Annotated in this window: 21 protein-coding genes; 9 read left to right on the top strand and 12 right to left on the bottom strand. The window is 50.0% G+C overall.

Translation table 11 applies throughout. From position 1 onward, the window contains the following. Positions 1 to 55 precede the first annotated feature (55 nt). The 3 genes from A7K98_RS12380 to A7K98_RS12370 are packed head-to-tail and all read right to left on the bottom strand — an operon-like array spanning position 56 to position 3,930. Positions 56 to 1,405, bottom strand: a complete 1,350-nt coding sequence (locus A7K98_RS12380) for a cytochrome c (RefSeq protein WP_087488841.1) — start codon at positions 1,403 to 1,405, stop codon at positions 56 to 58. A gap of 12 nt (positions 1,406 to 1,417) precedes the next feature. Further along, positions 1,418 to 3,193, bottom strand: a complete 1,776-nt coding sequence (locus A7K98_RS12375) for a GMC family oxidoreductase (RefSeq protein ID WP_087488840.1) — start codon at positions 3,191 to 3,193, stop codon at positions 1,418 to 1,420. Between the two features lie 2 nt (positions 3,194 to 3,195). Beyond that, positions 3,196 to 3,930: a gluconate 2-dehydrogenase subunit 3 family protein gene (locus tag A7K98_RS12370; RefSeq protein WP_087490490.1), complete on the bottom strand. Its 735-nt coding sequence runs from the start codon at positions 3,928 to 3,930 to the stop codon at positions 3,196 to 3,198. A 250-nt stretch (positions 3,931 to 4,180) separates the two neighbouring features. On the opposite strand from A7K98_RS12370, the gene A7K98_RS12365 reads away from it, so the two are divergent. After that, positions 4,181 to 4,867, top strand: a complete 687-nt coding sequence (locus A7K98_RS12365; protein WP_087488839.1) for a GntR family transcriptional regulator — start codon at positions 4,181 to 4,183, stop codon at positions 4,865 to 4,867. A gap of 280 nt (positions 4,868 to 5,147) precedes the next feature. On the opposite strand, the gene A7K98_RS12360 is transcribed toward A7K98_RS12365, so the two are convergent. Further along, the gene (locus tag A7K98_RS12360) at positions 5,148 to 6,116 is read right to left on the bottom strand and encodes a LysR family transcriptional regulator (protein ID WP_087488838.1); all 969 of its coding nucleotides are present in this window, start codon (positions 6,114 to 6,116) and stop codon (positions 5,148 to 5,150) included. 156 nt (positions 6,117 to 6,272) lie between these two features. Between A7K98_RS12360 and argH the strand changes: the two genes are divergently transcribed. The 7 genes from argH to A7K98_RS12325 are packed head-to-tail and all read left to right on the top strand — an operon-like array spanning position 6,273 to position 13,266. Further along, complete coding sequence (argH, locus tag A7K98_RS12355) at positions 6,273 to 7,700, top strand: argininosuccinate lyase (RefSeq protein WP_087488837.1); 1,428 nt, start codon at positions 6,273 to 6,275, stop codon at positions 7,698 to 7,700. 10 nt (positions 7,701 to 7,710) lie between these two features. Beyond that, entirely contained in the window at positions 7,711 to 8,583 is an 873-nt protein-coding gene (locus tag A7K98_RS12350; protein WP_157665947.1) for an amino acid ABC transporter permease, read from the top strand. Positions 8,584 to 8,593: 10 nt separating this feature from the next. After that, positions 8,594 to 9,358, top strand: coding sequence for an amino acid ABC transporter ATP-binding protein (locus tag A7K98_RS12345; protein ID WP_087488836.1), 765 nt, complete (start codon positions 8,594 to 8,596; stop codon positions 9,356 to 9,358). 18 nt (positions 9,359 to 9,376) lie between these two features. Next, a complete protein-coding gene (locus A7K98_RS12340; protein ID WP_087488835.1) occupies positions 9,377 to 10,198 on the top strand; it encodes an ABC transporter substrate-binding protein in 822 nt (273 codons plus the stop codon). A 9-nt stretch (positions 10,199 to 10,207) separates the two neighbouring features. Next, on the top strand, positions 10,208 to 11,053 hold the full coding sequence (locus A7K98_RS12335) for a polysaccharide deacetylase family protein (protein WP_087488834.1): 846 nt from the start codon (positions 10,208 to 10,210) through the stop codon (positions 11,051 to 11,053). Then, on the top strand, positions 11,046 to 11,924 hold the full coding sequence (locus tag A7K98_RS12330; RefSeq protein ID WP_087488833.1) for a polysaccharide deacetylase family protein: 879 nt from the start codon (positions 11,046 to 11,048) through the stop codon (positions 11,922 to 11,924). The genes A7K98_RS12335 and A7K98_RS12330 overlap by 8 nt, the downstream gene beginning before the upstream one ends. Continuing rightward, the gene (locus tag A7K98_RS12325) at positions 11,917 to 13,266 is read left to right on the top strand and encodes an MmgE/PrpD family protein (protein ID WP_087488832.1); all 1,350 of its coding nucleotides are present in this window, start codon (positions 11,917 to 11,919) and stop codon (positions 13,264 to 13,266) included. The genes A7K98_RS12330 and A7K98_RS12325 overlap by 8 nt, the downstream gene beginning before the upstream one ends. A 230-nt stretch (positions 13,267 to 13,496) precedes the next feature. On the opposite strand, the gene A7K98_RS12320 is transcribed toward A7K98_RS12325, so the two are convergent. The 6 genes from A7K98_RS12320 to A7K98_RS12295 form a co-directional block, all read right to left on the bottom strand. Beyond that, positions 13,497 to 14,582, bottom strand: coding sequence for an iron-containing alcohol dehydrogenase family protein (locus A7K98_RS12320; protein WP_087488831.1), 1,086 nt, complete (start codon positions 14,580 to 14,582; stop codon positions 13,497 to 13,499). Between the two features lie 73 nt (positions 14,583 to 14,655). Continuing rightward, complete coding sequence (locus A7K98_RS12315; protein WP_087488830.1) at positions 14,656 to 15,474, bottom strand: ABC transporter substrate-binding protein; 819 nt, start codon at positions 15,472 to 15,474, stop codon at positions 14,656 to 14,658. A gap of 33 nt (positions 15,475 to 15,507) precedes the next feature. Further along, positions 15,508 to 16,389, bottom strand: a complete 882-nt coding sequence (locus tag A7K98_RS12310; protein ID WP_087488829.1) for a polysaccharide deacetylase family protein — start codon at positions 16,387 to 16,389, stop codon at positions 15,508 to 15,510. A 616-nt stretch (positions 16,390 to 17,005) separates the two neighbouring features. After that, entirely contained in the window at positions 17,006 to 17,734 is a 729-nt protein-coding gene (locus A7K98_RS12305; protein WP_087488828.1) for an ABC transporter ATP-binding protein, read from the bottom strand. Position 17,735: 1 nt separating this feature from the next. Continuing rightward, positions 17,736 to 18,587 (bottom strand): ABC transporter permease, encoded by an 852-nt coding sequence (locus A7K98_RS12300; protein WP_087488827.1) that lies wholly within the window; start codon positions 18,585 to 18,587, stop codon positions 17,736 to 17,738. 1 nt (position 18,588) lies between these two features. Beyond that, positions 18,589 to 19,563: an aliphatic sulfonate ABC transporter substrate-binding protein gene (locus tag A7K98_RS12295; protein ID WP_087488826.1), complete on the bottom strand. Its 975-nt coding sequence runs from the start codon at positions 19,561 to 19,563 to the stop codon at positions 18,589 to 18,591. 1,370 nt (positions 19,564 to 20,933) lie between these two features. On the opposite strand from A7K98_RS12295, the gene mrdA reads away from it, so the two are divergent. Then, complete coding sequence (mrdA, locus tag A7K98_RS12285) at positions 20,934 to 22,826, top strand: penicillin-binding protein 2 (RefSeq protein ID WP_087488824.1); 1,893 nt, start codon at positions 20,934 to 20,936, stop codon at positions 22,824 to 22,826. A gap of 211 nt (positions 22,827 to 23,037) precedes the next feature. Here the strand turns inward: mrdA and A7K98_RS12280 are convergent, their stop codons facing one another. Then, positions 23,038 to 23,502 carry a RidA family protein gene (locus A7K98_RS12280; RefSeq protein ID WP_087488823.1) on the bottom strand — a complete coding sequence of 155 codons (465 nt, stop codon included), beginning with the start codon at positions 23,500 to 23,502 and terminating at the stop codon, positions 23,038 to 23,040. Then, positions 23,499 to 24,422, bottom strand: a complete 924-nt coding sequence (locus A7K98_RS12275) for a PhzF family phenazine biosynthesis protein (protein ID WP_087488822.1) — start codon at positions 24,420 to 24,422, stop codon at positions 23,499 to 23,501. Before A7K98_RS12275 ends, A7K98_RS12280 begins: the two co-directional genes overlap by 4 nt. Between the last annotated feature and the right edge of the window lie 25 nt (positions 24,423 to 24,447).

The raw sequence follows: 24,447 nt of genomic DNA, 5'->3' as shown, positions 1-24,447 counted from the left end.
GATAAAAAAGGTGCACAGTTGCCATTGTCTGACCGACTGTGCACCGGTATTACCTTTACGGATCCTTATTCTCGCCTTTCGGCGGATAATCTGCCCGGACCTGTTTCACCTGCTGTTCGGTCACTTCTGTCGCTTTATTACCCCAACTGTTGCGAATAAAGTTACTTAAATCGGCGACCTGTTTATCTGACAAACGCCAGCCGAAGCCAGGCATTGCCAGTGCTGACGGGGACTGAGGTGTGGCTGGCAGGCGGCTACCGTCAAGAATCAGATGAATCACCGACACCGGATTGTCGGCCAGTATTGTCGGGTTATCGGCCATCGCAGGGAAGATATGCTGAACACCTTTACCGCTGGTCTGATGACAGGCAGAACAGTTATCTACATACAACTGCGCACCCGGGGTAGGGTTTTCACCACGGGCCAGCATGTCTGCTGTTTGTGATGATTCCGTGTACGATGCTTTTGAACCCTGGCCTGCAGGCAGTGATTTGATATATGCGGCAATGGCCGCCAAATCGGCATCACTCATATGACTGGTGCTTTTAGCCACAACCTCTGCCATTGGCTGCCCCACCACAGTATGGCTGACGTTATGCCCGGTGCGCAGGGTGTCGATAATATCCTGTTCTGTCCAGTTACCCAGACCGTCGGCTTTATCACCGCGCAGATTTACCGCCAGCCAGCCGTCAATCACCTGACCACCCGCAAGATACTGCTGTCCGGAATCATCCAGCGCTTTTTCCTGCAAGGTGCCGGCGCGAGGAGTATGGCAGGTACCGCAATGGCCAAGGCCCTGAACCAGATAAGCGCCGCGAGCCAGGCTGGCGCTCTGGTATTTATCTGCTGTAAAACCGGTGTTAGCCGGATCCGGCGCAAACATCTTGCGCCACACCGCCAGTGGCAGGCGCATCGAGAGTGGCCACGGGATGTCGCTGGCACGGTTCTGCTGGCTGACCGGTTGGACCCCATGCATAAACCAGGCATACAAGGCCCGTACATCATCATCGCTGATTTTTGCATAGGACGGATAAGGCATGGCCGGATACAAGGTGTCGCCATTTGGCAAAATGCCGTGGCGTACTGCGCGTTCAAAATCATCCAGAGAGTAATTACCTATCCCCGTCTGTTTATCCGGAGTGATATTAGTGGTGTAAATAACCCCAATCGGGCTGCGAATCGGCAGTCCCCCGGCCAACGGTTTACCGCCCGGCTGAGTATGGCAGGCCGCACAGTCACCGGCAGTCGCAAGATACTGACCCTGGCTGACCAGTGAGGCCAACTGAGGGGAGTTATCCGCAGGTAACGGCGAAAGCGATGCTGTTTTGGTCGGCCACAGAGCGTAGGCCAGAAGGATAATGACCAACACCAGTATCACAACGATGATTCCTTTAATAGCTTTCATCTGTACTGGCTCCTATGCCTGGACCAACGGGCCCGGGTTTTTCAGGTATTGTTCACGAATAGCGGTGGCAGCCCAGTAGGCCAGCCCGCCCACCAGACCGGTAGGGTTGTATCCATTATTCTGTGGAAAGGCATTCGCCCCGATAGCAAACACGTTTGGCACATCCCAGGATTGCAGATAACGGTTCAGTGCCGATTTTTTCGGGTCGCTGCCCATTACCGCACCGCCACAGGTGTGGGTACTCTGATATTTGGTGATATCGTAATGAGCGCCGTCTTTTTTGGCATCGCTGGAGATAGATTTCGGATTGAGTACCTGACACATATCCACCGCTTTCCCGACCAGAAACTGTGAAGCCTTAACTTCGTTAGGCTGCCAGTCAAAAGTCATCCGTAACAGAGGACGGCCAAAAGCATCTTTCCAGGTAGGGTCCAGGCTCAGATAGTTTTGCTGATAAGACATGCAGGCTCCCTGGACTTCGTAATAGAACGAATGACGGAAGCTTTCTGAAACTGCTTTTTTCCAGGCCGATCCCCAACCCGGGGTACCTTTTGGCACAGCAACGCCGCGCACCGGACCATTGCCTGGCTGCCTTGCCCAGATGATTCCGCCGCCGACAAACCCGGCCTGCGCATTGTCCAGCTGATTGCCGTTCAGATCATCCATTGTGGTTCCGGAACCACCGATTCCAATAAAGCCGTTGGCCTGTACGCTTTGATCATAGAACATCATCACGCGGTTAAGGTTCTGGTAGGAGTAGTTGCGGCCTACGGTTCCTTCATTACTGACAGGGTCGTAAGGCTTGCCAATTTGTGACAGCAGCATCAGATGGACGTTATAGAGTGAGAAGGCGCATAACAGCACCAGGTCAGCCGGTTGTTCGGTTTCCTGACCATTACTGTCCAGATAGGTTACTCCGGTAGCTTTTTTGCCGTCGCTGCTCAGATTTACTTTCAGAACCTGAGCATGGGTGCGTAATTCAAAATTTTTACGCTGACGCAAAACCGGCATAATACAGATGTTCGGACTCGCTTTTGAATAATTAAGACAACCGTAATCACTGCAAAAACCACAGGCATTACAGGGGCCCATCTGACAGCCATAAGGGTTAATGTAAGGGCCGGCGGCATTGGAGGCCGGGATAGGATAGGGGTGATAGCCCTTTTCCCTGGCGGCTTTATAAAACCACTCGGCACCCAGATAGTTGGGGTTAGGGCCCAGTGGATACTCTCCGCTACGCGAGCCTTCGAACGGATTTCCTCCCGCCTGAACAACTCCACGGATCACTCCGGCCTTGCCTGAGGTACCACAAACCTTTTCAAACATATCGAGATGCGGTTCCAGTTCATCGTAGCTGACCGGAAAATCGTCGATAGTCATATCTGACGGAATAAAAGATTTGCCGTAACGTTCCTCCAGGTTACTACGCAGGCGTAAATCTTCAGGCAGCGGACGAAAATGGCATCCTGACCAGTGGCTGCCGGCGCCTCCCACTCCGGTGCCAGGCTTAAATGAGCCCATCTGACGGTAAGGAACCGCCACAGAACCCGTGTTATGACGCACAGTAACCGTTTCCTGGTGCAGGCTTTGCAGATAGCGGCGGTGCACCGAACCCTGTAATTCGTCTACGACTCCAGGATAAGCAAAATCTGGTTCCGTATCCCGATCAGCTCCGCGTTCGAGAGCGACTACCGAAAGCCCGGCATCTGTCATCTCTTTCGCCATAATGGCACCGGTCCAACCCATCCCCACGATCACTACATCGGTCTTATTTTTTACAATAGCCATTGTTAACCCCTGTTCCCTGCCAAATCTACCGGTCCGAGCGGATAAGGTTTATCGCGGACGGTAATGAAATCTATGTAATCGGCACGCATGCCCGGGAAGCCGATCAGCTTCCAGCCGACCATCCCTTTGTTGCCTCCGTAGGAAGGATCAGCAAAGAAGCCATTGCGCACTTCACCCAGGAAGTAGTCGAAGAAGGTTTTGGCATCCATCTCTTCCAGATGGATCTTGCCTTTTTCCAATGCCACCAATATTTCTTCCTGTTCTGCATGGGTCAGGGCATCGAACGTCTGCTGTTTATTGCTCTGCGTCCAGCCGATAACACCACGGATCCCTGAACGAATGATCTCACTCAGCGTTTTACGACCCTGATAGCCAAATTCCGGTCCTGCCTCAACAAATGGCCCCTGGGTATACCAGACAGAACCGTTGGCATAAGGGGTCTGCAGGTGACGATCGAGAAATTCAGGCACCCCGGCCTCCAACGCGCCAGGCCCCATATCATCGGCAGGTATCAGCCGGGCGCAGGCTGCTTTCACAAATGCCCACTCGTCAGGTTTGAAAAATACGGGGGAATAGGGAGTCTGCGCTGTCGCGGCTGTAGCAGAGGTTTCGGCCGCCTGAGCATTGCCCGGTCCTGCGATACCGCTGGTAATAGCACCTCCTACGGAAACCGCAGGGATCAGAGTGAGTGATTTCAGCAGGAAATCACGCCTGGAATGGGAAGGTTTATCTGACATTGCCGCTCCAAAGTTAATTATGAATTCATTTTTACATTTTGAATTATAATTAGCCTGGTCGAAGAGGGGATAAATAGCCAGCGGCTTACTGTGGTTTTTTAACATAGATCAAACATAGCTGGTGAAAATGCAACAAATTGCTTAAAAAGACGCCGGGCGGCTTGCTGTGTTGCTGCTTTTGACTTGCAATGCCCCGGGGCCTGGCGCAGAGTCATTCAGGGGAGCGATTTTGCCGAAGAAGGATGCGCAGATGACAGACAAAAAACCGTTTTTGACACCGGGAACCAGCCTGCATGCAGAGGTTGCTCAGCAACTGAGACATATGATCCTGAATCTGGAGCTGGAGCCTGGTGCGAAAATTGATGAGCACGCGTTATGTGAGCGTTTTTCGGTATCCCGCACACCGCTGCGTGAAGCACTGAAAGTACTGAGCAGAGAAGGATTGATCACTCTGGCTCCGCATCGTGGTGCCAGAGTCGCAGTAACGTCTGTTGAGGATGTCAGAGAACTGTTTCCGGTAATCGGTGCGCTGGAAGCCCTGGCAGCTGAGCTGGCCTGCAAGCAGATAACTGACCTGCAAATTGATTCCATGCAGTTGTTGCACGATGAGATGATTCAATGTTACCAGGCACGGGACGCAGCAGGTTATGCAGAGCGCAATCAGAGGATTCACAACACCTTGTTCGGTATTGCAGGGAACGCACAACTCACCCTGTTATATCAGCATCTGAGTGCCCGTACCCATGCAGTGCGTTATGTGGCCAGGAAGAAACCCGCAGACTGGGAGAGGGCGGTGGTTGAACATGAACAGATGATGTCTGCTCTGCGCCAACGTGACGGGGAACGGCTGGCAAAAATACTCAAAGATCACCTTACCGGTAAAGCAGAAGTTGTTATTGCATTCCTGGAAAATCCGTTGGATGCACATGCAGGCTAGCACCAGATTTCTGCTGAAGCAGCCGATAGCTTTTCTGGTTCTCCTGACGGCAGGGCAGAAACGTCCATTCCGGCCAGATAACCGACTGTTAAGGTTGGTCAGGTACCGGTTTGTAAGCCGTGTGGTTCTTTTTCTGACAGTGCCGGCTTAAGTGGTTACGACCAGAGATTGTTGAGCTCACCGTTTACCCGGATCTGTGCTGACCACCGGTTGTTACAGTTCGCTATTTTGTCGAAGGCTCTGCAATGGTGCAAACCGGCAGAGAAAGTGCCTAAAGGCTTCAGGCGGCGGAAGTTTCCTCAATTCCCAGCGCGGTCATAAATAACCGGATGATAGGATTTATTTGTCTGCCTTTTTTAATGATCAGATAAAATATATCTTCTGTATGAAAAGACTCATCTCCCAGTTCACAAAGCTGCCCACGCTCTACATAAGGGGTGGCGTAATGATCTGGTAAATATCCGATAAAGCAGCCAGTCAGGATCAGGATAGCCACGGATTCTACCTGAACCGCCTGTATGCCGCTTTCCTGGGAAGGTACCAGACGGCGCATATCCTGGGTTTTAATATACAGATGATTTATTAATTTTTGTTCGCGTAACTTTTTATCAGATATAATTCCGTCATTACTTTCTGAATAAACAGGGTGGCTGGAAGAACAATATATTTTTGATGTTTCTGTATAAAGGGGATAATAATCAAACTCGTCTTTTATTTCATATACCGGACCAATACCACAATTTAATCGCCCTTCAATAATTCCCCGTTCAATATTATCAATCGAGGCAGTCTGCAGGCGGATTTTAACTTTTGGTGCATTATGGTGCAGGTATTGCACTGCGGTGGTGACAGGAGAGTGTGGATCAGAAATAGTATTATCAACGATACAAATGGTAATATCTCCCAGCAATTCCTTACGGGTATTATGTACACGCTCACGGAATAAGCTCAGAGAGGTGAATAACTCCAGAGTTGCCTGATAAACATTTACCCCGTGCTGAGTCAGCTCAAACCCTTCCCGCCCGCGGGTGCAGAGAGTCATACCTAAGCGAATTTCCAGGTCAGATACCTGTTTGCTGATGGCCGCCAGACCAGTGTTTAGCTCTCTGCTGGCGGCAGTGAATCCCCCAAACTCTACCACGTATTTAAATACCCGTAATAATTTAAGGTCAACATTGCTGAGGACAAAACCAGCATTTTCAATTGGGTTTTTATTGTTGTTTCCGGAATGAGAAACCTTACTTTCCATATTTGTTATTTAACTCCCCGGTTAATTAGGTAGAAGTATAGTGAACCTGAAATTAAATAATTTATCCAGTTTTACAGGTAATAAGTTTTCATGATTTCTACGGAATCATCTAAATGTTTTTCTTATTTCTACGCATTTTAAAATGAAGGGAGTTACATGTCTGATAAATCCGAATTGTTATGGGGAGCCCGTTTTAAAGCTGCCCCGGCAGCCAGCTTAACCGCCTTATCCCGTAGCCCTGAGTATTACTTTGCGCTGGCTCCCTATGACTTCGCAGGATGTCGTGCACACGCCGGAGAATTGTTTCGTGGAAAGCTGCTCAGTGAGCAGGAACTCAGCCAGATGCTTGAAACCCTTGATGCGCTGGATAACGAATTTCGCGCTGGTCAGTTGCATCCGATAGCCGCCGATGAGGATGTACATACCTTCGTGGAGCGTGCACTGACTGAACGCCTGGGGCCGTTAGGTGGAAAATTGCGGGCCGGACGTTCCCGTAACGACCAGACGGTAAATGATTTACGCCTGTATCTGCGGGATAACGGCCGTAAAGTTGTCAGTTCATTGCTTGAATTACAACGTTCACTGACAGAACTGGCCGCACAACACAGTGAAACCATTGCTCCTGGCTTTACTCATCTGCAACAGGCTCAGCCCATTGTGTTTGGTCATCAGTTACTGGCACATGCACAGTCTTTTTCCCGTGATATTGAACGTATGCAGGACTGGGATCGCCGGTCGGCACGCAGCCCACTTGGCGCAGCGGCATTAGCCGGATCTGCCATTGCACGTACCCCTGAACTGGCTGCCGCAGAACTTGGCTATCTCAGTGCCTGTGAAAACTCGATCGATGCTGTTTCCAGCCGCGATTTTGCCGCTGAATTCCTGTTCGTTACCAGCATGATTGGCATTAATTTATCGCGGTTATGCGAAGAGGTCTGTCTGTGGGCTTCCCGTCAGTTTCGCTGGGTTGATCTGCATGATAGCTATGCGACCGGCAGCTCAATTATGCCGCAGAAAAAAAATCCGGACATTGCAGAACTTACCCGCGGGCGTTCCGGCCGTCTGGTGGGCAATCTGACGGCACTGCTGACCACCATGAAAGCCATGCCGCTTTCCTACAATCGCGACCTTAGCGATGACAAACGTAACGTTATTGATGCGGTAGATACGCTGCAAATGGTGTTACCGGCTATGGCGGGAATGGTTGCGACACTGAAAATCAATACCGAAGTGATGCGTGATCAGGCCCCGGATGGCTTTACCCTGGCGACAGAAGTGGCTGACTGGCTGGCGATGCGAGGGGTTCCTTTCCGTGAAGCTCATGAAATTACCGGACAGTTAGTCCAGCTTTGCGAACAGGCAGGGTGTGGCCTTTCTGATCTTAGCGATGCGCAGTTGCAGTCTGTTGATCCGCGTCTGACTTCTGAGGTTCGCTCAGCCCTGACTCTTGAATCGGCACTGGCTGCACGTAACGGCTATGGCGGAACGGCTCCTGAGCGTGTGCGTGAGCAACTGGCAAAACTGCAAACCGTAATGCAGGCGCAACAGCAATGGGCTGATGAGTATACCGGTCCGCGAATTTAAGGAGCGCGATATGTCACAAACAACACCGACCATGCAGGATATCAACAGAAGCCAGCAGCATTACGATCTGGAGCGCTACCAGGTCGTCCCTCAGCGTTATTTTGGCCGCATTACCGCGTCAGTGGTGATTCTGCTGTTGCTGGCAATGCTGGTCAACGCTTTTGCTCACGGCAATATCGAATGGTCTTTTGTCGGGCAGTTTTTTACTGCCAAAGCCATTCTGAGTGGTGTCGTGAACACGCTGACGATGTCGGTGTTGGCCATGGCTCTGGGCGTTTTGTTCGGCGTGGTTACCGCCGTGATGTATATGTCACCCAACCCGGTGCTGCACTACCTGGCGGTGGGGTATGCCTGGATCTTCCGTGGAACCCCACTGATTCTGCAATTGTTGCTGTGGTTTAACCTGGCACTGGTATTTCCCACGCTGAGCATTCCGGGGGTATTTAGTGTTCAGACCGTCAGCGTTATGACTCCGTTTCTGGCAGCCCTGTTAGGCCTGAGTATTAACCAGGGGGCTTATACCTCCGAAGTGGTACGTGGCGGCCTGTTGTCTGTAGATACCGGGCAATATGAAGCGGCTAAAGCTATCGGCATGCCACGTATCCAGGCATTGCGCAGAATTATTCTGCCTCAGGCGATGCGGGTCATTTTACCACCGGTGGGTAATGAATTTATCAACATGATCAAGACCACCAGTCTTGCCAGCATGATTCAGTATTCAGAGCTGCTGTACAACACGCAAAACATCTACTTTGCCAATGCCAGAGTCATGGAGCTGCTGTTTGTGGCCGGTATCTGGTACCTGATCATGGTGACAGTGTTGTCGTTTGGTCAGAGCTGGCTGGAGCGTTACTTCTCTCGCGGCCATCGTCGTCGTAACTAAGGAGCCAATGATGAGAAACATTGTCCGTGCCGTCAGGGTGAATAAATATTTTGGTCAGTTTCATGCGCTTAAAGATGTCAGCCTGGAAGTTAATTACGGTGAAGTGATGTGCATCCTTGGCCCTTCAGGTTCAGGAAAAAGTACTTTCCTTCGTTGTATCAATCAGCTGGAGAAAGTCGATCAGGGCGGAATCTGGGTAGATAACGAACTGGCTGGTTACCGTATTTCCGGAAATAAACTTCATCCCCTGAGTGATAACCAGATTGCGCGGCAACGGCTGCAAACCGGCATGGTTTTCCAGCGTTTTAATCTGTTTCCGCATAAAACCGCGATCGAAAATATCATCGAAGGTCCGTGCCAGGTACTGCAGCGTCCAAAACGCGAAGCGACAGAAGAGGCGATGGCATTACTGGATCGGGTGGGCCTGGCACATAAAGCTGATGCCTACCCACAGTCATTATCCGGCGGACAGCAACAGCGTGTAGCCATCGCCCGCGCACTGGCGATGAAACCTAAGCTGATGCTGTTTGATGAACCTACATCCGCGCTTGACCCGGAAATGGTCGGCGAAGTGCTGGCGGTGATGCGCCAGTTAGCCAAAGAAGGAACCACCATGCTGGTGGTCACTCATGAAATGGGTTTTGCCCGTGAGGTAGCCAGTAACGTGGTGTTTATGGATGAGGGCCGGATTATCGAACAGGGAATGCCGGAAGACATCCTGCTCAATCCACAAAATGACCGAATGAAAAACTTTCTTAACGCGATCCTGCTTTGACTGATTTGAGGTGATGAGATGAAAAAATTATTACTGAGCGCAGTATGTGTATCCGCATTGCTGCAAACCAGCGCATGGGCCGATATATCGTTGCCACAAGCCATTAAAGATAAAGGCCTGACTGTAGCGATTATGCCGAACTATCCACCGATGGATTTTAAAGATCCGGCGACCAATCAGCTGACCGGGGTGGATTACGATCTGGGGATGGCGATCGGCAAGAAGCTGGGGGTGAAAATCAACTGGCAGGAAGTTGGTTTTGAAGAGATGGTCAATGCTGTAGTGACTAAACGGGTGGATATGGTGATGTCGGGGATGACCGATACCAAAGAGCGCCAGAAGGTGGTCAACTTTATCGATTACTTCTCCAGCGGTCCGCAGTTCTACACCTTGTCTTCCCGCAGTGACATTAAGAATATGCTGGATCTGTGTGGTAAACGGGTGGGAACCAGCCGTCGGACTACCTTCCCTCAGGAAATTGCCGGCTGGAGTAAGGCGAATTGTGAACCTGCCGGTAAGCCCGATATTGTGGTGGTCGGGGCTGAGGGAACTGCAGATGCCCGTACCCAGTTACGCCAGCACCGGCTGGACGCAGCATTACAGGGCAGCGAGACTCTGCCATACATCATGAACCTCGAGAAAGGGACGTTTAAACCGGTAGGTAAAGCATTCTCTACTCAGTTTACCGGTATGGCGATTGGTAAAGATGCCACGGTGCTGACCAGCGCGGTACAACAAGCCCTTGATGCCATGATTGCCGACGGTTCTTATCAGAAAATCCTGACCAAATGGGGACTGTCTGACAATGGAGTCGCAAAAGCGACCCTGAATCAGGGCTAAGGAGAGGTTATGCAAAATGCAGCTGCATTGCGCTGGCCGGGGGGCAAAACCGGATGTATGGCCTTAGCCTTTGATCTCGACGGCCCAACCGGTGACGCAATGCTGAACGGCAGCCTGTGGTCAACGCCGGAATATTTTAGTTTCGGTGCCTACGGGCCGTTTCGCGCGCTGGGGCGGATACTGGATCTGTTGCGGGAATTTCAGTTGCCAGCCACTTTCTTTGTGCCGGGCTGGGTCGTAGAACAGTGGCCGCGGCAGTGTCAGGCCATTGTTGAACAAGGGCATGAGGTTGCTTATCACGGTTACCGTCATGAATCTTTCTGGTCAATACCGCCGGAAAAGCAACGGGAAGTGATGAAGAAATCAGCGGAGGTATTCAGCAAATATCTGGGGATCACCGCGACTGGTTTTCGTACTCCTTCCGGTGACTGGCACGCGGAAACGCCGGCGATACTTAGGGAAGCCGGGGTTATCTATTCCAGTAGTATGCGGGGTGATGACCGCCCCTACAGTATTCCTGTTGCCGGCCATACACCGCTGGTAGAGATACCCGGGAAATGGGAGATGGATGATTACGCTTCACTCGCCTATACCCGTCAGCCGGATTTTCCCAAAGGCGGCGACCGAATTGCCAGCTATGCACATACCCGCGACAACTGGCAGCGGGAGTTTGACGGGGCGATGGACGAAGGCTTATGCCTGACTACATTGTTTCATCCGAAAATCTCCGGCCAGCCGGGGCGGTTGTTGTTACTGGAACAACTTTTTGAACATATGACAGCCCGCAAAGAGGTCTGGTTTGCGCGTTGTGACAGCGTGGCGCAGTGGTACTTACAGGAGCAGCAAAATGACTGAGTCTTCCCGCTGGCCGTCGGGTTATCAGTCGGCGGCGCTTATCAGCATAGATTTTAATGATATCCACGGTATTCTTACTCAGGCACCGGCAGTCGCGGGTCGGGATAAAACACTTTCCGTCTGGCGTTACGGCACACTGCGTGGTGTTGAGCGGTTACTGGCCTTATTAGCCGAAAGCGAAGTGCAGGCCAGTTGGTGCCTCCCGGCTATCGTTGCAGAAGAACAGCCCGAACTGGCGAGACAGATTGTAGCCAACGGGCATGAAATCGCCTGTAGTGGTGACCGGCATGAAGATTTTTCGCTGCTGTCTCTGCAGCAGCAGATCGATAGCGTGAAACGCGGTTGTGAAAAACTCTCTGCAATAACCGGTCAGGCAGTAAAAGGGTTTCGGACTCCCGCCGGACAGTGGAAACCTGGTCTGGCATCAGCACTGACCGAACTGGGTATCTGCTGGTCTTCAAGCTGGCGTGGAGATGATCTGCCATATTTCCATCCCGGGACCCGGTTGGTGGAATTACCGATGCATTACACCCTGGAAGATGAACCCTATTTTGCGTTCAATCTGAGTCCGGCGATTCCGCCGGGACAATCACGAATTGCTCCCTATGGTGAAACCCTGGCTAACCTGAGTCAGGATTTTGAGGCTTTCCACCGTTTCGGGCTTTGCTATTTGCTACGGCTGCATCCGGAAATCACAGGGACTGCGGGACGTATCGGAATTGTTCGTTCGCTGTTGCAGTTACTGAAGAAAAATTCAGTGTGGATTGCGACCGCCGGGCAAATTGCAAACCACTGGCAAACTCAGCCGGATAATGACCCATACCATCCTGTCGAAGTCTTCCATTGTGTTTCGGGGGATATTCATGCTTAACCAACTGGCCAGTTTTATTGCAGAAACAGATTACGGGCAGTTGCCCCGGGCTCTTACCGTGCAGGCAAAACGCCATTTTCTGGATACGCTGGGTGCATCGCTGGCAGGCAGTGATAGCCCAGTGTGGCGGGAATGCCTGAGTCTTGTCCGGGAAGAGGGGGGACATGCAACGGCGGTGGTGTGGGGCAGTCAGTACCAGGCTACTCCCCGCCAGGCAGCATGGCTGAACGGCGTTGCTGCCCATATGTATGAACTGGATGATACCGGCGGATGTGACCATTCCGGAGCGGTAGTGATTCCGGCGATGCTGGCGGTACTGCCGCTGGTTTCCCGACCGGTGAGCGGAAAAGAACTGATTACGGCTATGGTGATTGGTTATGACATTGGTCGCCGTGTACTGGAAGCCTGCGGGGGTTATTCGCCCCATAATGGCGCCGGCTGGCACTCGACCGCCACCTGTGGGGTATTTGGTGCAGCGGCGGCGGCATGTGCGTTGCTGAAACTGAGTCCGCAACAATGTGCTTCAGCGCTGGGAATTGCCGCCAGTTTCAGTGGCGGGTTATGGAGTTTTATTCATGACGGTTCTCAGACCAAAAAATTACATGCGGCACGGGCGGCTGAAGGCGGTGTACAGGCAGCATTGCTCGCACAGCGTGGAGTGAGCGGGCCGGCGGCAATTTTTGAACCTCTCTGGGGGGGCTTTCTGCAAACTATGGCGGCGGAAACGCAGCAGCCGGAAGCGCTGGTGGCCGACCTTGGACAGGTGTGGAAGTTGGCGCGTTGCTCAATCAAGCCTTATGCCTCCTGTCGCGGTACGCATTCTGCGATTGATGCACTGGATGAAATTTTACAGCAGCATGATTTGCAGCCCGGCGATATTGAACGCATCACCGTGGGTCTGAATCCGTTCCTGCAGGATATGACAGGGACCCGCGATCTGCAAAGTCTGGCGGCAGCGCAAATGAGTCTGCCATATGCTCTGACGGCGCGGGCGCTTTACGGTACGGCAGGTTTGTCCGGCTACGATGATCAGAAACGCCTTGCACCTGAGGCCGCAGATTTTATGGCCCGGGTAGTTCTTGAAATTGATCCGCAGCAGGGACGAGATGAGGAGCCCTGGGTGCGGGTGGACACGCGGCAAGGAGAGCGCTGGCAGCATCATGTTGCGATCGCTTCCGGCGCCCCGGCTAATCCACTGAGCCAGCAAGCTCTGATCGGGAAATACCGCAGTCTGGCGAGCAGGGTACTTCCTGAAAATCAGGTTGCTGCGCTGGAAGTATTGTGTGATGGGTTAGAGGATGTTACTGATTGCCAGGAAATCACCCGGTTACTGGCCTGTTAATCCGAAGATGAATCTCTCCCGGCAGTGAGTGACTGCCGGGGGAAACTCTGTTCCCTGTCGTTAATTCCGGTGTTATCTCAACAGATATTTGTAGAAAAGAGTCCTGTGTAGATAAGCAGGAAAACATAGTACGGCCGTGGTTTAAGAGGAGTGAAAACTCAGGATTGATACCGGTAAATTGTCAGCTACTCAGACTGTTACCGGATATCAACCTGACGGGATGAGCAACGTTACACTTGTTCTGACAGCAGCTCAATCCGCCGGATAGCGTCGCTCAGGCGGGCAACAGTGACCGGCTCAGACATATTTTCCATATCCGGAGCATGCACAGATTCACGAACAATCAGCTCAAGCTCTTCAGCTTCCAGACTGGCAATTGCTGACAGGGTAAGCGGTATACCGCACTCACGGGCCAGACGCATTTCTGACAAAATCTCTTCATCACTCCGGTCTTCCAGCGCTAACAGGCAGAGATTTCCAAACCCGACCAGTAAACCATGTCCGTATTCGCGGGTTTTATCGCAAAACGTGAAGCCTTCATAAATTGCATGTGAAGCGGCAGCATGTGCGCCATTACTCATCAACGAAGTCAGACCCGCCCAGGTAAAAATAGCATCCAGTACCTGATTGAGTGCGTGACTGCTTTCGCCAGCCAGCACTTTGCGATAGGCCTCAGGGCCATGTTGTTTGATCAGGTCATAACAAATTTTGCTGTGGGCCAGAGAGGACAGGGCATTACCTTCCCGCGCCGGGTGCCTCTGGCTGACAGCCCGAAACTCATACCATTTAGCCAGAGTATCGCCAAGGCCGGCGGCCAGCCAGCGTGGAGGGGCACTGGCCAGGATGTCACTGTCGATAATCACTGCATCAGGTGCGTGAGGTAACGGAAAAATATCAAAAAAATTACCCAGATCATCATAGCGAATCGTCAGCGGGGTGACGGCAGAACAGGTGGCAGCAATAGTTGGAATGGTCACCAGCGGCAGGCTGATTTGCGTGGCAACGGCCTTACAGGTATCCAGCGATTTTCCGCCACCAGTCCCGATAATCAGATCAACCTGTAAGTCTGATGCCAGAGCCGCCAGACGATCTATCTGACTGACGGAAGTCTCGCCGCCGAACCACTCTTCTGCCAGTAATGTGACTCCGGCAGCCTGCAACTGCTGTTTTACCCGGCGACTGACAACCTGTAATGCATGATGCCCACCGATAATAATGGCACGTTTACCCAGACCAGCGCAGATTTCGCCCAACTGGCTTAGCACTCCGGGTCCACGCAATACCCTGGCGGGAAAAACAAGATTCATTTCTGTCATAAAATTTTCTCTGTGGTACTGACATTCTGTCAGGCTGAAACACACAGCCCCCGGAGGTCCGGAGGCTATGTCATTAAGACCCCGGCTGACTGTTAATCATCGCCTGAGGTACTGCGCTGTTGGCAGGCAGATGCCATTTTTTAATCATCGCAGCATAGCTGCCGTCATCAATCATTGCCTGCAGTGCATGCTGAAGTTTTTTCTGCAACACCAGATTCTGTTTACCGACACCGATACCCATGTAGCTGAAATCGATAGGTTCTCCGACGGTAACATAGGTCCCTTTTTCCGACTGCTGAATATACGGAATGGTCAGACTATCCTGCGCCATTGCATCGACTCGTTTCTGCTTCAACTGCATCCTCGCATCGATATTATTTTCGGCGCCAGTCAGAATCATTGCCGGTTTCCCTGCAGCCTGGCAGTGACTTTCACTCCAGCTTCTTAACTGAGCAAGAATATTTGTCGAACGGCTGGCGGCAATTCGTTTGCCGCAATAATCAGACATCGACGTACTGCTGTGTGAACCGTCTGCCAGTGTCATCAGTTGGGTACCAGACTGGAGATAGTCCACGAAGGTAATGGTTTTCTGACGCTCCGGCGTGTCACTCATGGCACTCAGGAAAAAGTCCAGTCGGCCGGTTTTCAGCGATGGTATCAACTGTTCAAAGGCAGTTTCGGACAGAGTTATCTTCTCGCCGGTTTGCTTTTCCAGTGCCTGGATAAAGTCGATATCAAAGCCCATGGCTTTTCCGCTGACAGGGTCCCGCATATCAACCGGCGGATAACTGGGATATCCACCCACCACCAGTGATTTAGTCTGTGCAAATGCAGAGCAAGAAATCAGGGCAGAACCCACTATCATCGCTATCTTATTAACAGTTTTTGGCATAATTCTGAGTCCTGTAAAACAGAAAAAGGAAAATTATTTAGCGGCTTCACTCTGCAGGTAATGCTGGTAAATATTCTCACCACTGGTGATCCAGACATCCTGTTTGCCGATAGCGTACTGGATAAACTCACGTAACAGACGTAAACGCATTGGCCGGCCACTGACCTGAGGATGGATAACGGTGGTGACCATCGCCCCCCAGTCACGAACTTCATCCAGCTCGTCCTGCCACAATGAAAGCACCTGCTCACGCGGCAAAATGGTTCGCGGGCTGAAACGGGCACACAGACCGTGCATCCAGTCGTCATAGCTGGCGGTCACAGGAAGCTCAACAATACCGGGGGTCTGATCAGGGAATACATGGCGGTACGGTAAAACATCATCTCGCCATGAACTTGAATATTTAATCCCGGCTTTCTGTAACACTTGCAAAAGCTCAAAGCAGTTTTCTCCAAAAGGTGCGCGATAACCAATAGGAGTAATTCCCAGCCTTGCAAGGCTCTCAAAGCCTTTGGTGATTTCGGCATCAAAATAGTCAGCACCAGGGTCTGGTAACAAGTGGTGATAACCGTGGTGACCAATTTCGTGGCCGTCGGCAGCAATATTTTCCACCATCCCGGGATAGACATCAGCCACCCAGCCAGGAATAAAGAAAGTTGCAGTGAGTTTAAGATCACGTAGCAGACTGAGTAATTTTGGCACCCCGACGCGGTCTTCATATCCACCGTAGGACATGGTGACTAAACGATCAGCATGGGAAGGATCTTTACTGGTCCATGCGGTTTCTGCATCAACATCAAACGACAGAAACATTGCTGCTTTATTACTCTCCGGCCAGTGTGTCAACGGGGACGGGGCTGCCAGATTGGCCGGACGCAGTGGAATATTGGCCAGAGACTTCTCATCAAACAACATGTGCTTTCTCCTGATTAATTTTCGTCAGATAACCGGAACAGCTAACAAAATTTAATTTACGGAGTGGGGGCGGAGATCAAATCCCTAATATGGAAAGCTTACTTTCCTGAAAGGGAAAGCCGCAGAAGAGTTAAAAACAGCAAGAATGGTATTGTCTGCAATGGTTTATCATTCCAGAATAATCTGCTGAATATCCGGGCACGCAGTGTGGGCTCAGAGCGTTGAAAAATGTTGTGTAGACAATATTTGTATTGTGGATGCACTGTTTCAGTACACTCTGGTATAAGCAACAGTGAATAAAAACAGTAATCTGCTGCGGATATGGCGCTATAGCGATAATAATTATTTATTGATTGAAGTGGGGGGAAGGTTATCTGCTATCCGATGCCCGCCACAGGTGCAGCACCGTACTGATCAGGGAAAAAATGCTGCAAAAGTGAACACACTGTCATTGTGCAGCAGATCCCAAACCAGCAAAAAGCGATCGGTTAGCTGAACTTTGTAATGTTTTGACATACTTTCCAGTGATCACGGGAGTCGCCATCCCGCAGGCTGACGGTTGCCTGAAATCAGATGACACAGGGTTAAAATGTTTTCCCGCAGCGAAATGAGTTTTTCAGACGTGCAAATTTATCAGCTGTTTAAGAGCGTCAGCGCGTAAGTGAGCTAAATCATCGCTTCCTCTGTCTCGCGGGTCGGGCAGGGTGACCTTGTACTCCCGAACAATTTCAGCCGGAGCACCACCGAGGATAATCACCCGGTCACTCAGGTAGAAGGCTTCATCCAGATCATGAGTAACCAGCATAACCGCGATATTGTAGCGCAAAGAGAGTGTGGCTATTAAATCCTGCAGGTGCATTCGGGTAAAAGCATCCACCGCACTAAATGGCTCGTCCATCAACAGAACGGAAGGTTTGCTATAAAGGCCACGGGCAATCGCGACCCGCTGAGCCTGACCGCCTGACAGTTGTTTAGGTAAGGATTTTTCCAGACCCTCCAGCCCTACGTCACGAATAAGCTGAGCTATCCAGGCCTTATCATGACTTCCATCGCGAAAGCCAATATTGGCTTCTACACTTAACCACGGCATCAGACGCGGTTCCTGAAAGACAACGCCAACAGTTCCCGGCCCACGAGAACCATGATGCACGGGAGTAAAATGTACGGAGCCGCGAAAGGATTTATCCAGTCCGGCGGCAATACGTAGCAAAGTACTTTTCCCGCAACCACTGGCGCCTATCAGACTCAGGACTTCCCCTTCCTGAAGTGAGATAGTGATATCGTTGAGAATGACTCGTTGATCGTAGCGTTTAACAATATTGTTCAGTGAAATCAGTTGAGGCATTTTATTGCACATCTCCGTTAAAACTGTCGCGCCAGTAAAGGGCTTTCTGTTCCAGATGCTTTAGCAAACTGTCGCTAATCTTTCCCATCACAGCCAGGGTAATAATGGCAACCAGCACCAGGTCAGGGCGTGAAGTTTCTCTGCCATCTGTCAGCATGTAACCAATACCATTGGTCGCCGCCAGCAGTTCGGCGGCAACAACACACAGCCACGCCATTGAAAGCCCGCTCCGCAGACCGGTTAGCAATGAAGGTAAAGCCGCGGGAAGAATAATTTTTGCCACCATACGTACCCTGGAGTATTGATACAGCGTACCCACTTCAACCAGCTTACGATCAACGTTCCTGATACCGGCAACCAGATTGAGATACATCGGGAAAAAAGCGCCTATTGAGATTAAAGTCACTTTTGAGCTTTCATCAATACCAATCCAGATTAACAGTAAGGGTACCCATGCCAGACTGGGTACCGAACGCAGTGCCTGAAAGGTTGGATCAAGCCAGGCTTCCGCATTGCGGCTTAATCCGACGACTGACCCCACGATCACTGCCAGCGCTGTTCCAATGATAAATCCGGCCAGGACCCGAAGCAGGCTGGCGGCAATATCGTTCCATAAAGGTCCGTGGGCAAGATCGATAAAACTGAAGACTAATTCACTGGGCGGGGGCATCACGTAGTCAGGAATTAAACCCACACGTACCACTCCTTCCAGCAACAAAATACCCAGTACCGGTAGTATGAAACCACGGCCTTTTCTCAGGGCAGAGTGCAGTGGTCCAGGTTTGCGGTCAGTTCGTGAAGTCGGGTTACTGGTTGCCTGTCCAACAATAGTGTTTCCGGAGTGGTCAGTCATATTATCTGGCCTCAACGACTGGTGTGGCCAGAGAACTATCTATCAGCGTTTTCAGCGTATTATCTGTATTGGCACCGTGACGTAAGATGTTGTCTGAAAGCAGCAGCGGGATGACGGGTTTAATCGCATCCAAAGCGGCCTGACCCGGGATGGGCTTGGTTAAATCGTAGCGACTGAGCTGCAGGCTAATCACGGGCTCCGGCAATTGTGTTTCGGCGGCAATCAGTTTAATCGCTTGCTGTGGATTCGCAATTATCCAGCGACGTGCCCGATCATAAGCCTTAATGACCTCAGAGACGGCTTCAGGATGATCATGTAGAAAATTTTCGCGGGTATTTAAAAAAGCAGCAACACCAAAGCTGTTATTTTCATAAAGGATTTTGTCGCCAGCTAACTGTCCCGCCGCCATAAATGGATCCAGTCCTGCCCAGGCATCCACCCGACCCTGCTCCAGAGCTGCCCGACCTTCAGGATGCTGAAGATGAACGATATTGACATCGTTAACATCAATGTGGCTGCTACTGAGAGCTCGTAACAAAAAGAAGTAAGGATCTGTCCCTTTTGTGGCTGCGATTTTTTTCCCTTTTAATTCCTGTAATGATTTATAAGGGGAATTTTTCTGCACCAGAATAAGACTCGGAACATACCACAGATAGCTGTAAATGGCTTTCACGGGCTGGCCGTTGGCCCGGCTGACAAAGGCTGAAATGCTTGAGGTCAGGGCAAAATCAGTTGCGCCACTATTCAGAAACTCAAGAGAGTTGTTAGAACCGCGTGACAGCACCCACTTTACGCGGGTATGACTTTTGTTAAATTCATCTTCGAGCCAGTGATTCTTTTTTACCACCAGACTTTCCGGGGAATAATATGCATAGTCCAGGCTGATTTGCTTTAACGCTTCGGCATGCAGCGGAACAACAAAAAACAGGCTGGCGACGATCGCGGCTTTAATTTTAGCTTTGCACTTAGGCAACATAATGCTCTCCTGGCAGTAATATTGAGTATTTCAACTGGGTGCGGTAATTAATTTGGATTAAGTCCGTGGGTATTCAGACAGAGAACACAGAGGAATTCTTGAAGACTTAAAATTTAACTGCATATTACGAGAAGTGATTATTACTAACAAATAAACAAAATTAATTAACATTTCTCAATTTTGGATAATCGCAGTTTGCAGAGTTCACCTGCAGACTGAACCGGGACTGCAATTTTTTCCACAGCATCTGTATTCAGGGTTATAGCGAGGGTTGAAATTTGATCCAGGTTTGAATGCAGAAGCAAAGAGTGTCAGTGGCGAAACCGCAGTGTCACCAATGGCACCATGGTGTTATTTCTCACTAAACGCGAAACCGGCTGAAGAATATCAGGCACCCTCAGTAAATTACCGGTTCACTCAGTTTACCTACTACCGGAAGAGGGGATGCGTAAAGTTCAGTGAATTTCTCAGGCCACACGGCTGACTCAGAATCACGCCGGAGAATTGGCGATGCACTGGCAGAACCTGTGCTGGTACCTCAACAACGGCCTGCCAGTGATATTTCAATGTCAGTCACAGGTTATGTGTATGACCCGGACACGGATATTCAGTACAGGGTTGTTTGCCGGTGCAATGCCTGGATGATGTGAAAGGATTAAGCCAGAAAAATAAAAACCGAACAGACTTATGCCGCCGTTAACTTCGAGGTACAGCCAGACCAGGGTTGTTATTACGGGCCTGAATAGATTCCCGGTTCTGGCATCAGGGGAATGCTGTGAGTTTCCCGGGTAAGATTATTAACAAACGTGCTGTTAGCATTGAGCCTGGTGTTATCTTGCCGGGTATTTTTTTACCTTATTGAATTAAAATTCATTAATTGTTTTTTTTTGATAAATACCAGGCAGTGATAAACTATTTTTAATCCGGATGAGCTGTTTTTATCAGGTAATGATTAAAGTGGGTCGTACGGTTATGCGCTTACCCGTATGTGTTTATGTTTTTCAGCAGCGCACTAAAATTAATTTTAATTTTATGCTGGTTAATGATATTTTAATGTCCTGCTGTTTCTGGTAGCACTAAAACTATTCTGTTTTTCATTGGCTACGTAAACTGCTTGTTTAACAGGCTTAATAACGTATTGTATTTAATTGTTACGTTTCTGTCATAGTATTTCTGGTAGCATGCCGTAGACTTAGCGTTGTGCTGATTTTAATCAGGGTTTACGGATGCATACAGGTCCGGCAAATGGATGTGTTTTCTTATGTGTAGACACATCTGTTCTGCCACGATATATCCCTGTGATAACGTAGTAGACATTGCTCTGTTAAATATTTTTGATGTGTTTTTGAACAGAAAGTAAAAGAGATACTATGTTATTTCGTGATTATAAGAAAGAAGAGGTGTTGTTTTTCAAACGGGCAATCATATCTTTTCTTATTGTTGCCGCCGGATTTACTGCATTAGTGGTTAATTTGTACCGGCTACAAATTGATGATTATGACGAGTATAAACTGCGGTCTGCCGATAACTATATAAGATTAATTCCGATCGCACCGGTACGCGGAATTATCTATGACCGCAATGGTATTCCGTTGGTCGAAAATGTTAAGTCTTATGATTTAGATATCATGCCTTATAAAGTCGATCATCTGAAGGCGACAATATCAGGCGTTTTAAGTGATATCGGTGACTCTCAGGATGATATTAACGAAAAATTAAAAGAAATCTCCGGTGTCAGTAAATTTAAGTACTTCACCCTGAAAGAAGGATTAAGTGACGTAGAAATCGCTAAGTTTTCTATTGATGAATATAAATATCCGGGCGTGTCAATATCAACCAGTCGTTATCGTCACTATATTTACGGGGCCGATTTAGCTCATGTTATTGGCTTTGTATCAAAAATAAATGCCAGTGATTTAAAAAGAATCGATAAAGAAGGGCAGTCGGAAAACTATTTGGCCGATAAGGATATTGGTAAGCAGGGAATTGAAGCTTATTATGAAAGTGCTTTACATGGACAAACCGGGTTCAAAGAAGTTGAGGTTGATAACCATGGCCGTGTCGTTCGTGTTATTAAAGAAACTCCGGCCATTGCCGGCGAAAATATCCACTTAACTATCGACCTTAAGCTCCAGCAATATATCGAGAAGTTACTGGTCGGACAGAACGCGGCCATGATAGTGGAAGATCCCCGCGATGGCTCAGTCCTGGCGATGGTCTCCAATCCCAGCTACGATCCTAATCCGTTTGTAAAAGGGATCAGTTATAAAGACTATAAAGCATTGCTGAATGATCCGAATCGCCCGCTGATCAATCGTGTCACTCAGGGATTGTACCCGCCAGCTTCAACGGTAAAACCCTATATTGCTTTTTCAGCAATGTATAAAAATATCATTAAACCGACCACAACGCTGTACAGTGGACCATCGTGGACACTGCCAGGAACTCAGAGAAGCTATCGTGACTGGGTGAAAACCGGACACGGGACGATTAACTTTAAGCAGGCGATTGAGGAATCGGCGGATACTTTCTTTTACCAGGTCGCCTATATGATGGGCATTGACACTCTTCACGAGATGTTGAGCAAATTCGGCTACGGGAAAATGTCCGGCATTGACCTGAATGAGCAATATGCAGGTTTGCTGCCCAGTCGTGAATGGAAAATGAAAGTCCATAAACAACCCTGGTATCAGGGGGATACCGTTCCGGTAGGGATTGGACAGGGTTACTGGCTGGCTTCGCCGGTACAAATGGAAAAAGCCATGGTGACCCTGATTAATAATGGTAAAGCCCTGAATCCGCATCTGATGATGAATGAGCAGTTTGGTAATGTGGTTGTTCCTTATGCCGGCAATAATAATGTCGGGTATATTGCCGATAAAAATTCACCTTACTGGGGGCTGGTGCAGGATGCCATGTTTGGTATGGCGAATTCAAAAAATGGTACGGGTTATCGTTTTTTCCATACGGCACCGTATGGCATCGCCTCTAAGACAGGGACTTCACAGGTCTTTAGCCTGAAAGAACATCAGATTTATAACGCAAAGAATATTCCGCTCAGGCTGCATGACCACATTTTCTACACCGCCTATGCGCCTTATAAATCACCGACAGTGGCCATCGTGCTGATCCTCGAAAATGGTGGGGTTAACGGCATTATGGGGGCAAAAGTGATCAGGAATGTGATGGACCATATGTTGTTACCGGCAGATGAGCAAAGCATGCCATATATTTATGGTGGCCATGTGGGGGATATTCTGTAACTCGTGTCAACGGTCTGAAGTCATCATCAAATTTTGGCTCTGAATTAAGGCTCAGGCTGTTCAGATACCGAAAGCCGGGAATGCAGGGTTCAGCGAAATATTGACGCATCAGTGTATAGCAGCGTAGGTGGTCAGCAGAGCCTGTTCACCTACGCTTGTGCTCCAGGTTTGCCTGTTAACGCTTTCCCGGAGCCGCGCACAGAAAAAGCGACTAACCGGCAGTGGTAAGGCTGACAACTAATTCGATTTCAAGCATTCCGTTACCGGGCAGTCCGGCAACACCCACGGCACTGCGTGCATGTTCTCCGCGTTCACCGAATAATGTGGTCAGCAACCGGGATGCATGATCCAATACCTGAGAGTACTGACTGAACCCGGGGGCGCCCAAAATAAAACCGCGCACAAATAAAATTCTGTCAATATCCTCCAGACTGCCTAACCGCTGCTCTAAGACACTCAATGCCCTTAATACACAAACCTCTGCGGCCAGCCTGACCTGTTGCACAGGTGTGGTTTCGCTAACCGGGCCAGTAATCACTCCGTCAGCCGTGCGTGAAACCTGTCCGCTGACCATGGCAGTCTGCTGATAAATGGTTACCGGCGAATAATGCCCCTGTGGGGCCGGAGGAGGCGGTAACTCCAGACCTGACTCCCTGAGTTTTGTGTAAATATTCATCCGCTATGTCCTTCACTGAATTGCACGTTACCGCCCAGCCAGCAACCCTCTGCTTCACCCTGCGGAGTGAGCCGGTAGGTGACTTCAATCTGCGACGGACGCCCCATTGATTGTCCCTGACTGATAAACACCCGTTCGGTGGTCGTTTTCACCTGCCCACTATCCCGCAGACCAAACGCCAGAGCTGCAGCCGCAATCCCGGTGGCAGCATCTTCGGGATAACCAGAAGATTTCGGAAACTGGCGGGCGAAAAAGGTATCCGGATGATTTTCATCTGCGGCATACGGGTACAGGCCGGTGGAATCGATACGCTCACAAAGGTCAGAAATCTGAGTGAAATTCGGCTGTAAATTATGCAGGATCTGACTGTTTTTAAGTGGAACCAGCGTTTTTATCCGACTGGTGCGGGCGTTGACTATTGGAAAGTCAGCCAGTTGCTCATGGGAAATACCCAGCACGGCCATGATTTCCTGCTGAGTCGCTAATCCTCCGGGAATTTCGGTCACCAGGCCTGCCGGCTGAGTTATTTCAACGCTGAAATCATTGTTGTCAGGATGCTGCAGTATACGTGCGTAAACTTTTCCGCTGAGAGTGGCGATCGTCAGCTCATTGCGGGATAACATTCCCAGTTTTTTCATCAGCCAGACCGTACCCACCGTGACATGACCGCACATCTCCATCGGATGGTTTGGGACCCAGAAGTGTAGCGAAAAGTCATAATCACTGCCTGGCGGGGCTGATTTTACAAAACCACTTTCATGGCCGGTTCGCCGGGCAACTTCCTGCATATCGCTGTCACTCATCGCATCTGCATTCAGCACCACCGGGGCAGGGTTGCCCCCGTTGTTTCCTGCAGCAAACACATCCACCGTGATAACTTTACCTGCAGGAAAATTCTTCAATGCAAATTCGCTCTTCATGGTTTCGGGTTATTCCTCTCAGGGT

It is taken from the genome of Tatumella citrea (assembly GCF_002163585.1).
GTDB lineage: Bacteria > Pseudomonadota > Gammaproteobacteria > Enterobacterales > Enterobacteriaceae > Tatumella > Tatumella citrea.
This window is presented reverse-complemented; position numbering and strand designations above follow the sequence as displayed.

Coding starts and splice junctions, on each gene's coding strand:
- A7K98_RS12380 (WP_087488841.1), bottom strand. CDS start 1,405: ATGAAAGCTATTAAAGGAATCATCGTTGTGATACTGGTGTTGGTCATT.
- A7K98_RS12375 (WP_087488840.1), bottom strand. CDS start 3,193: ATGGCTATTGTAAAAAATAAGACCGATGTAGTGATCGTGGGGATGGGT.
- A7K98_RS12370 (WP_087490490.1), bottom strand. CDS start 3,930: ATGTCAGATAAACCTTCCCATTCCAGGCGTGATTTCCTGCTGAAATCA.
- A7K98_RS12365 (WP_087488839.1), top strand. CDS start 4,181: ATGACAGACAAAAAACCGTTTTTGACACCGGGAACCAGCCTGCATGCA.
- A7K98_RS12360 (WP_087488838.1), bottom strand. CDS start 6,116: ATGGAAAGTAAGGTTTCTCATTCCGGAAACAACAATAAAAACCCAATT.
- argH (WP_087488837.1), top strand. CDS start 6,273: ATGTCTGATAAATCCGAATTGTTATGGGGAGCCCGTTTTAAAGCTGCC.
- A7K98_RS12350 (WP_157665947.1), top strand. CDS start 7,711: ATGTCACAAACAACACCGACCATGCAGGATATCAACAGAAGCCAGCAG.
- A7K98_RS12345 (WP_087488836.1), top strand. CDS start 8,594: ATGAGAAACATTGTCCGTGCCGTCAGGGTGAATAAATATTTTGGTCAG.
- A7K98_RS12340 (WP_087488835.1), top strand. CDS start 9,377: ATGAAAAAATTATTACTGAGCGCAGTATGTGTATCCGCATTGCTGCAA.
- A7K98_RS12335 (WP_087488834.1), top strand. CDS start 10,208: ATGCAAAATGCAGCTGCATTGCGCTGGCCGGGGGGCAAAACCGGATGT.
- A7K98_RS12330 (WP_087488833.1), top strand. CDS start 11,046: ATGACTGAGTCTTCCCGCTGGCCGTCGGGTTATCAGTCGGCGGCGCTT.
- A7K98_RS12325 (WP_087488832.1), top strand. CDS start 11,917: ATGCTTAACCAACTGGCCAGTTTTATTGCAGAAACAGATTACGGGCAG.
- A7K98_RS12320 (WP_087488831.1), bottom strand. CDS start 14,582: ATGACAGAAATGAATCTTGTTTTTCCCGCCAGGGTATTGCGTGGACCC.
- A7K98_RS12315 (WP_087488830.1), bottom strand. CDS start 15,474: ATGCCAAAAACTGTTAATAAGATAGCGATGATAGTGGGTTCTGCCCTG.
- A7K98_RS12310 (WP_087488829.1), bottom strand. CDS start 16,389: ATGTTGTTTGATGAGAAGTCTCTGGCCAATATTCCACTGCGTCCGGCC.
- A7K98_RS12305 (WP_087488828.1), bottom strand. CDS start 17,734: ATGCCTCAACTGATTTCACTGAACAATATTGTTAAACGCTACGATCAA.
- A7K98_RS12300 (WP_087488827.1), bottom strand. CDS start 18,587: ATGACTGACCACTCCGGAAACACTATTGTTGGACAGGCAACCAGTAAC.
- A7K98_RS12295 (WP_087488826.1), bottom strand. CDS start 19,563: ATGTTGCCTAAGTGCAAAGCTAAAATTAAAGCCGCGATCGTCGCCAGC.
- mrdA (WP_087488824.1), top strand. CDS start 20,934: ATGTTATTTCGTGATTATAAGAAAGAAGAGGTGTTGTTTTTCAAACGG.
- A7K98_RS12280 (WP_087488823.1), bottom strand. CDS start 23,502: ATGAATATTTACACAAAACTCAGGGAGTCAGGTCTGGAGTTACCGCCT.
- A7K98_RS12275 (WP_087488822.1), bottom strand. CDS start 24,422: ATGAAGAGCGAATTTGCATTGAAGAATTTTCCTGCAGGTAAAGTTATC.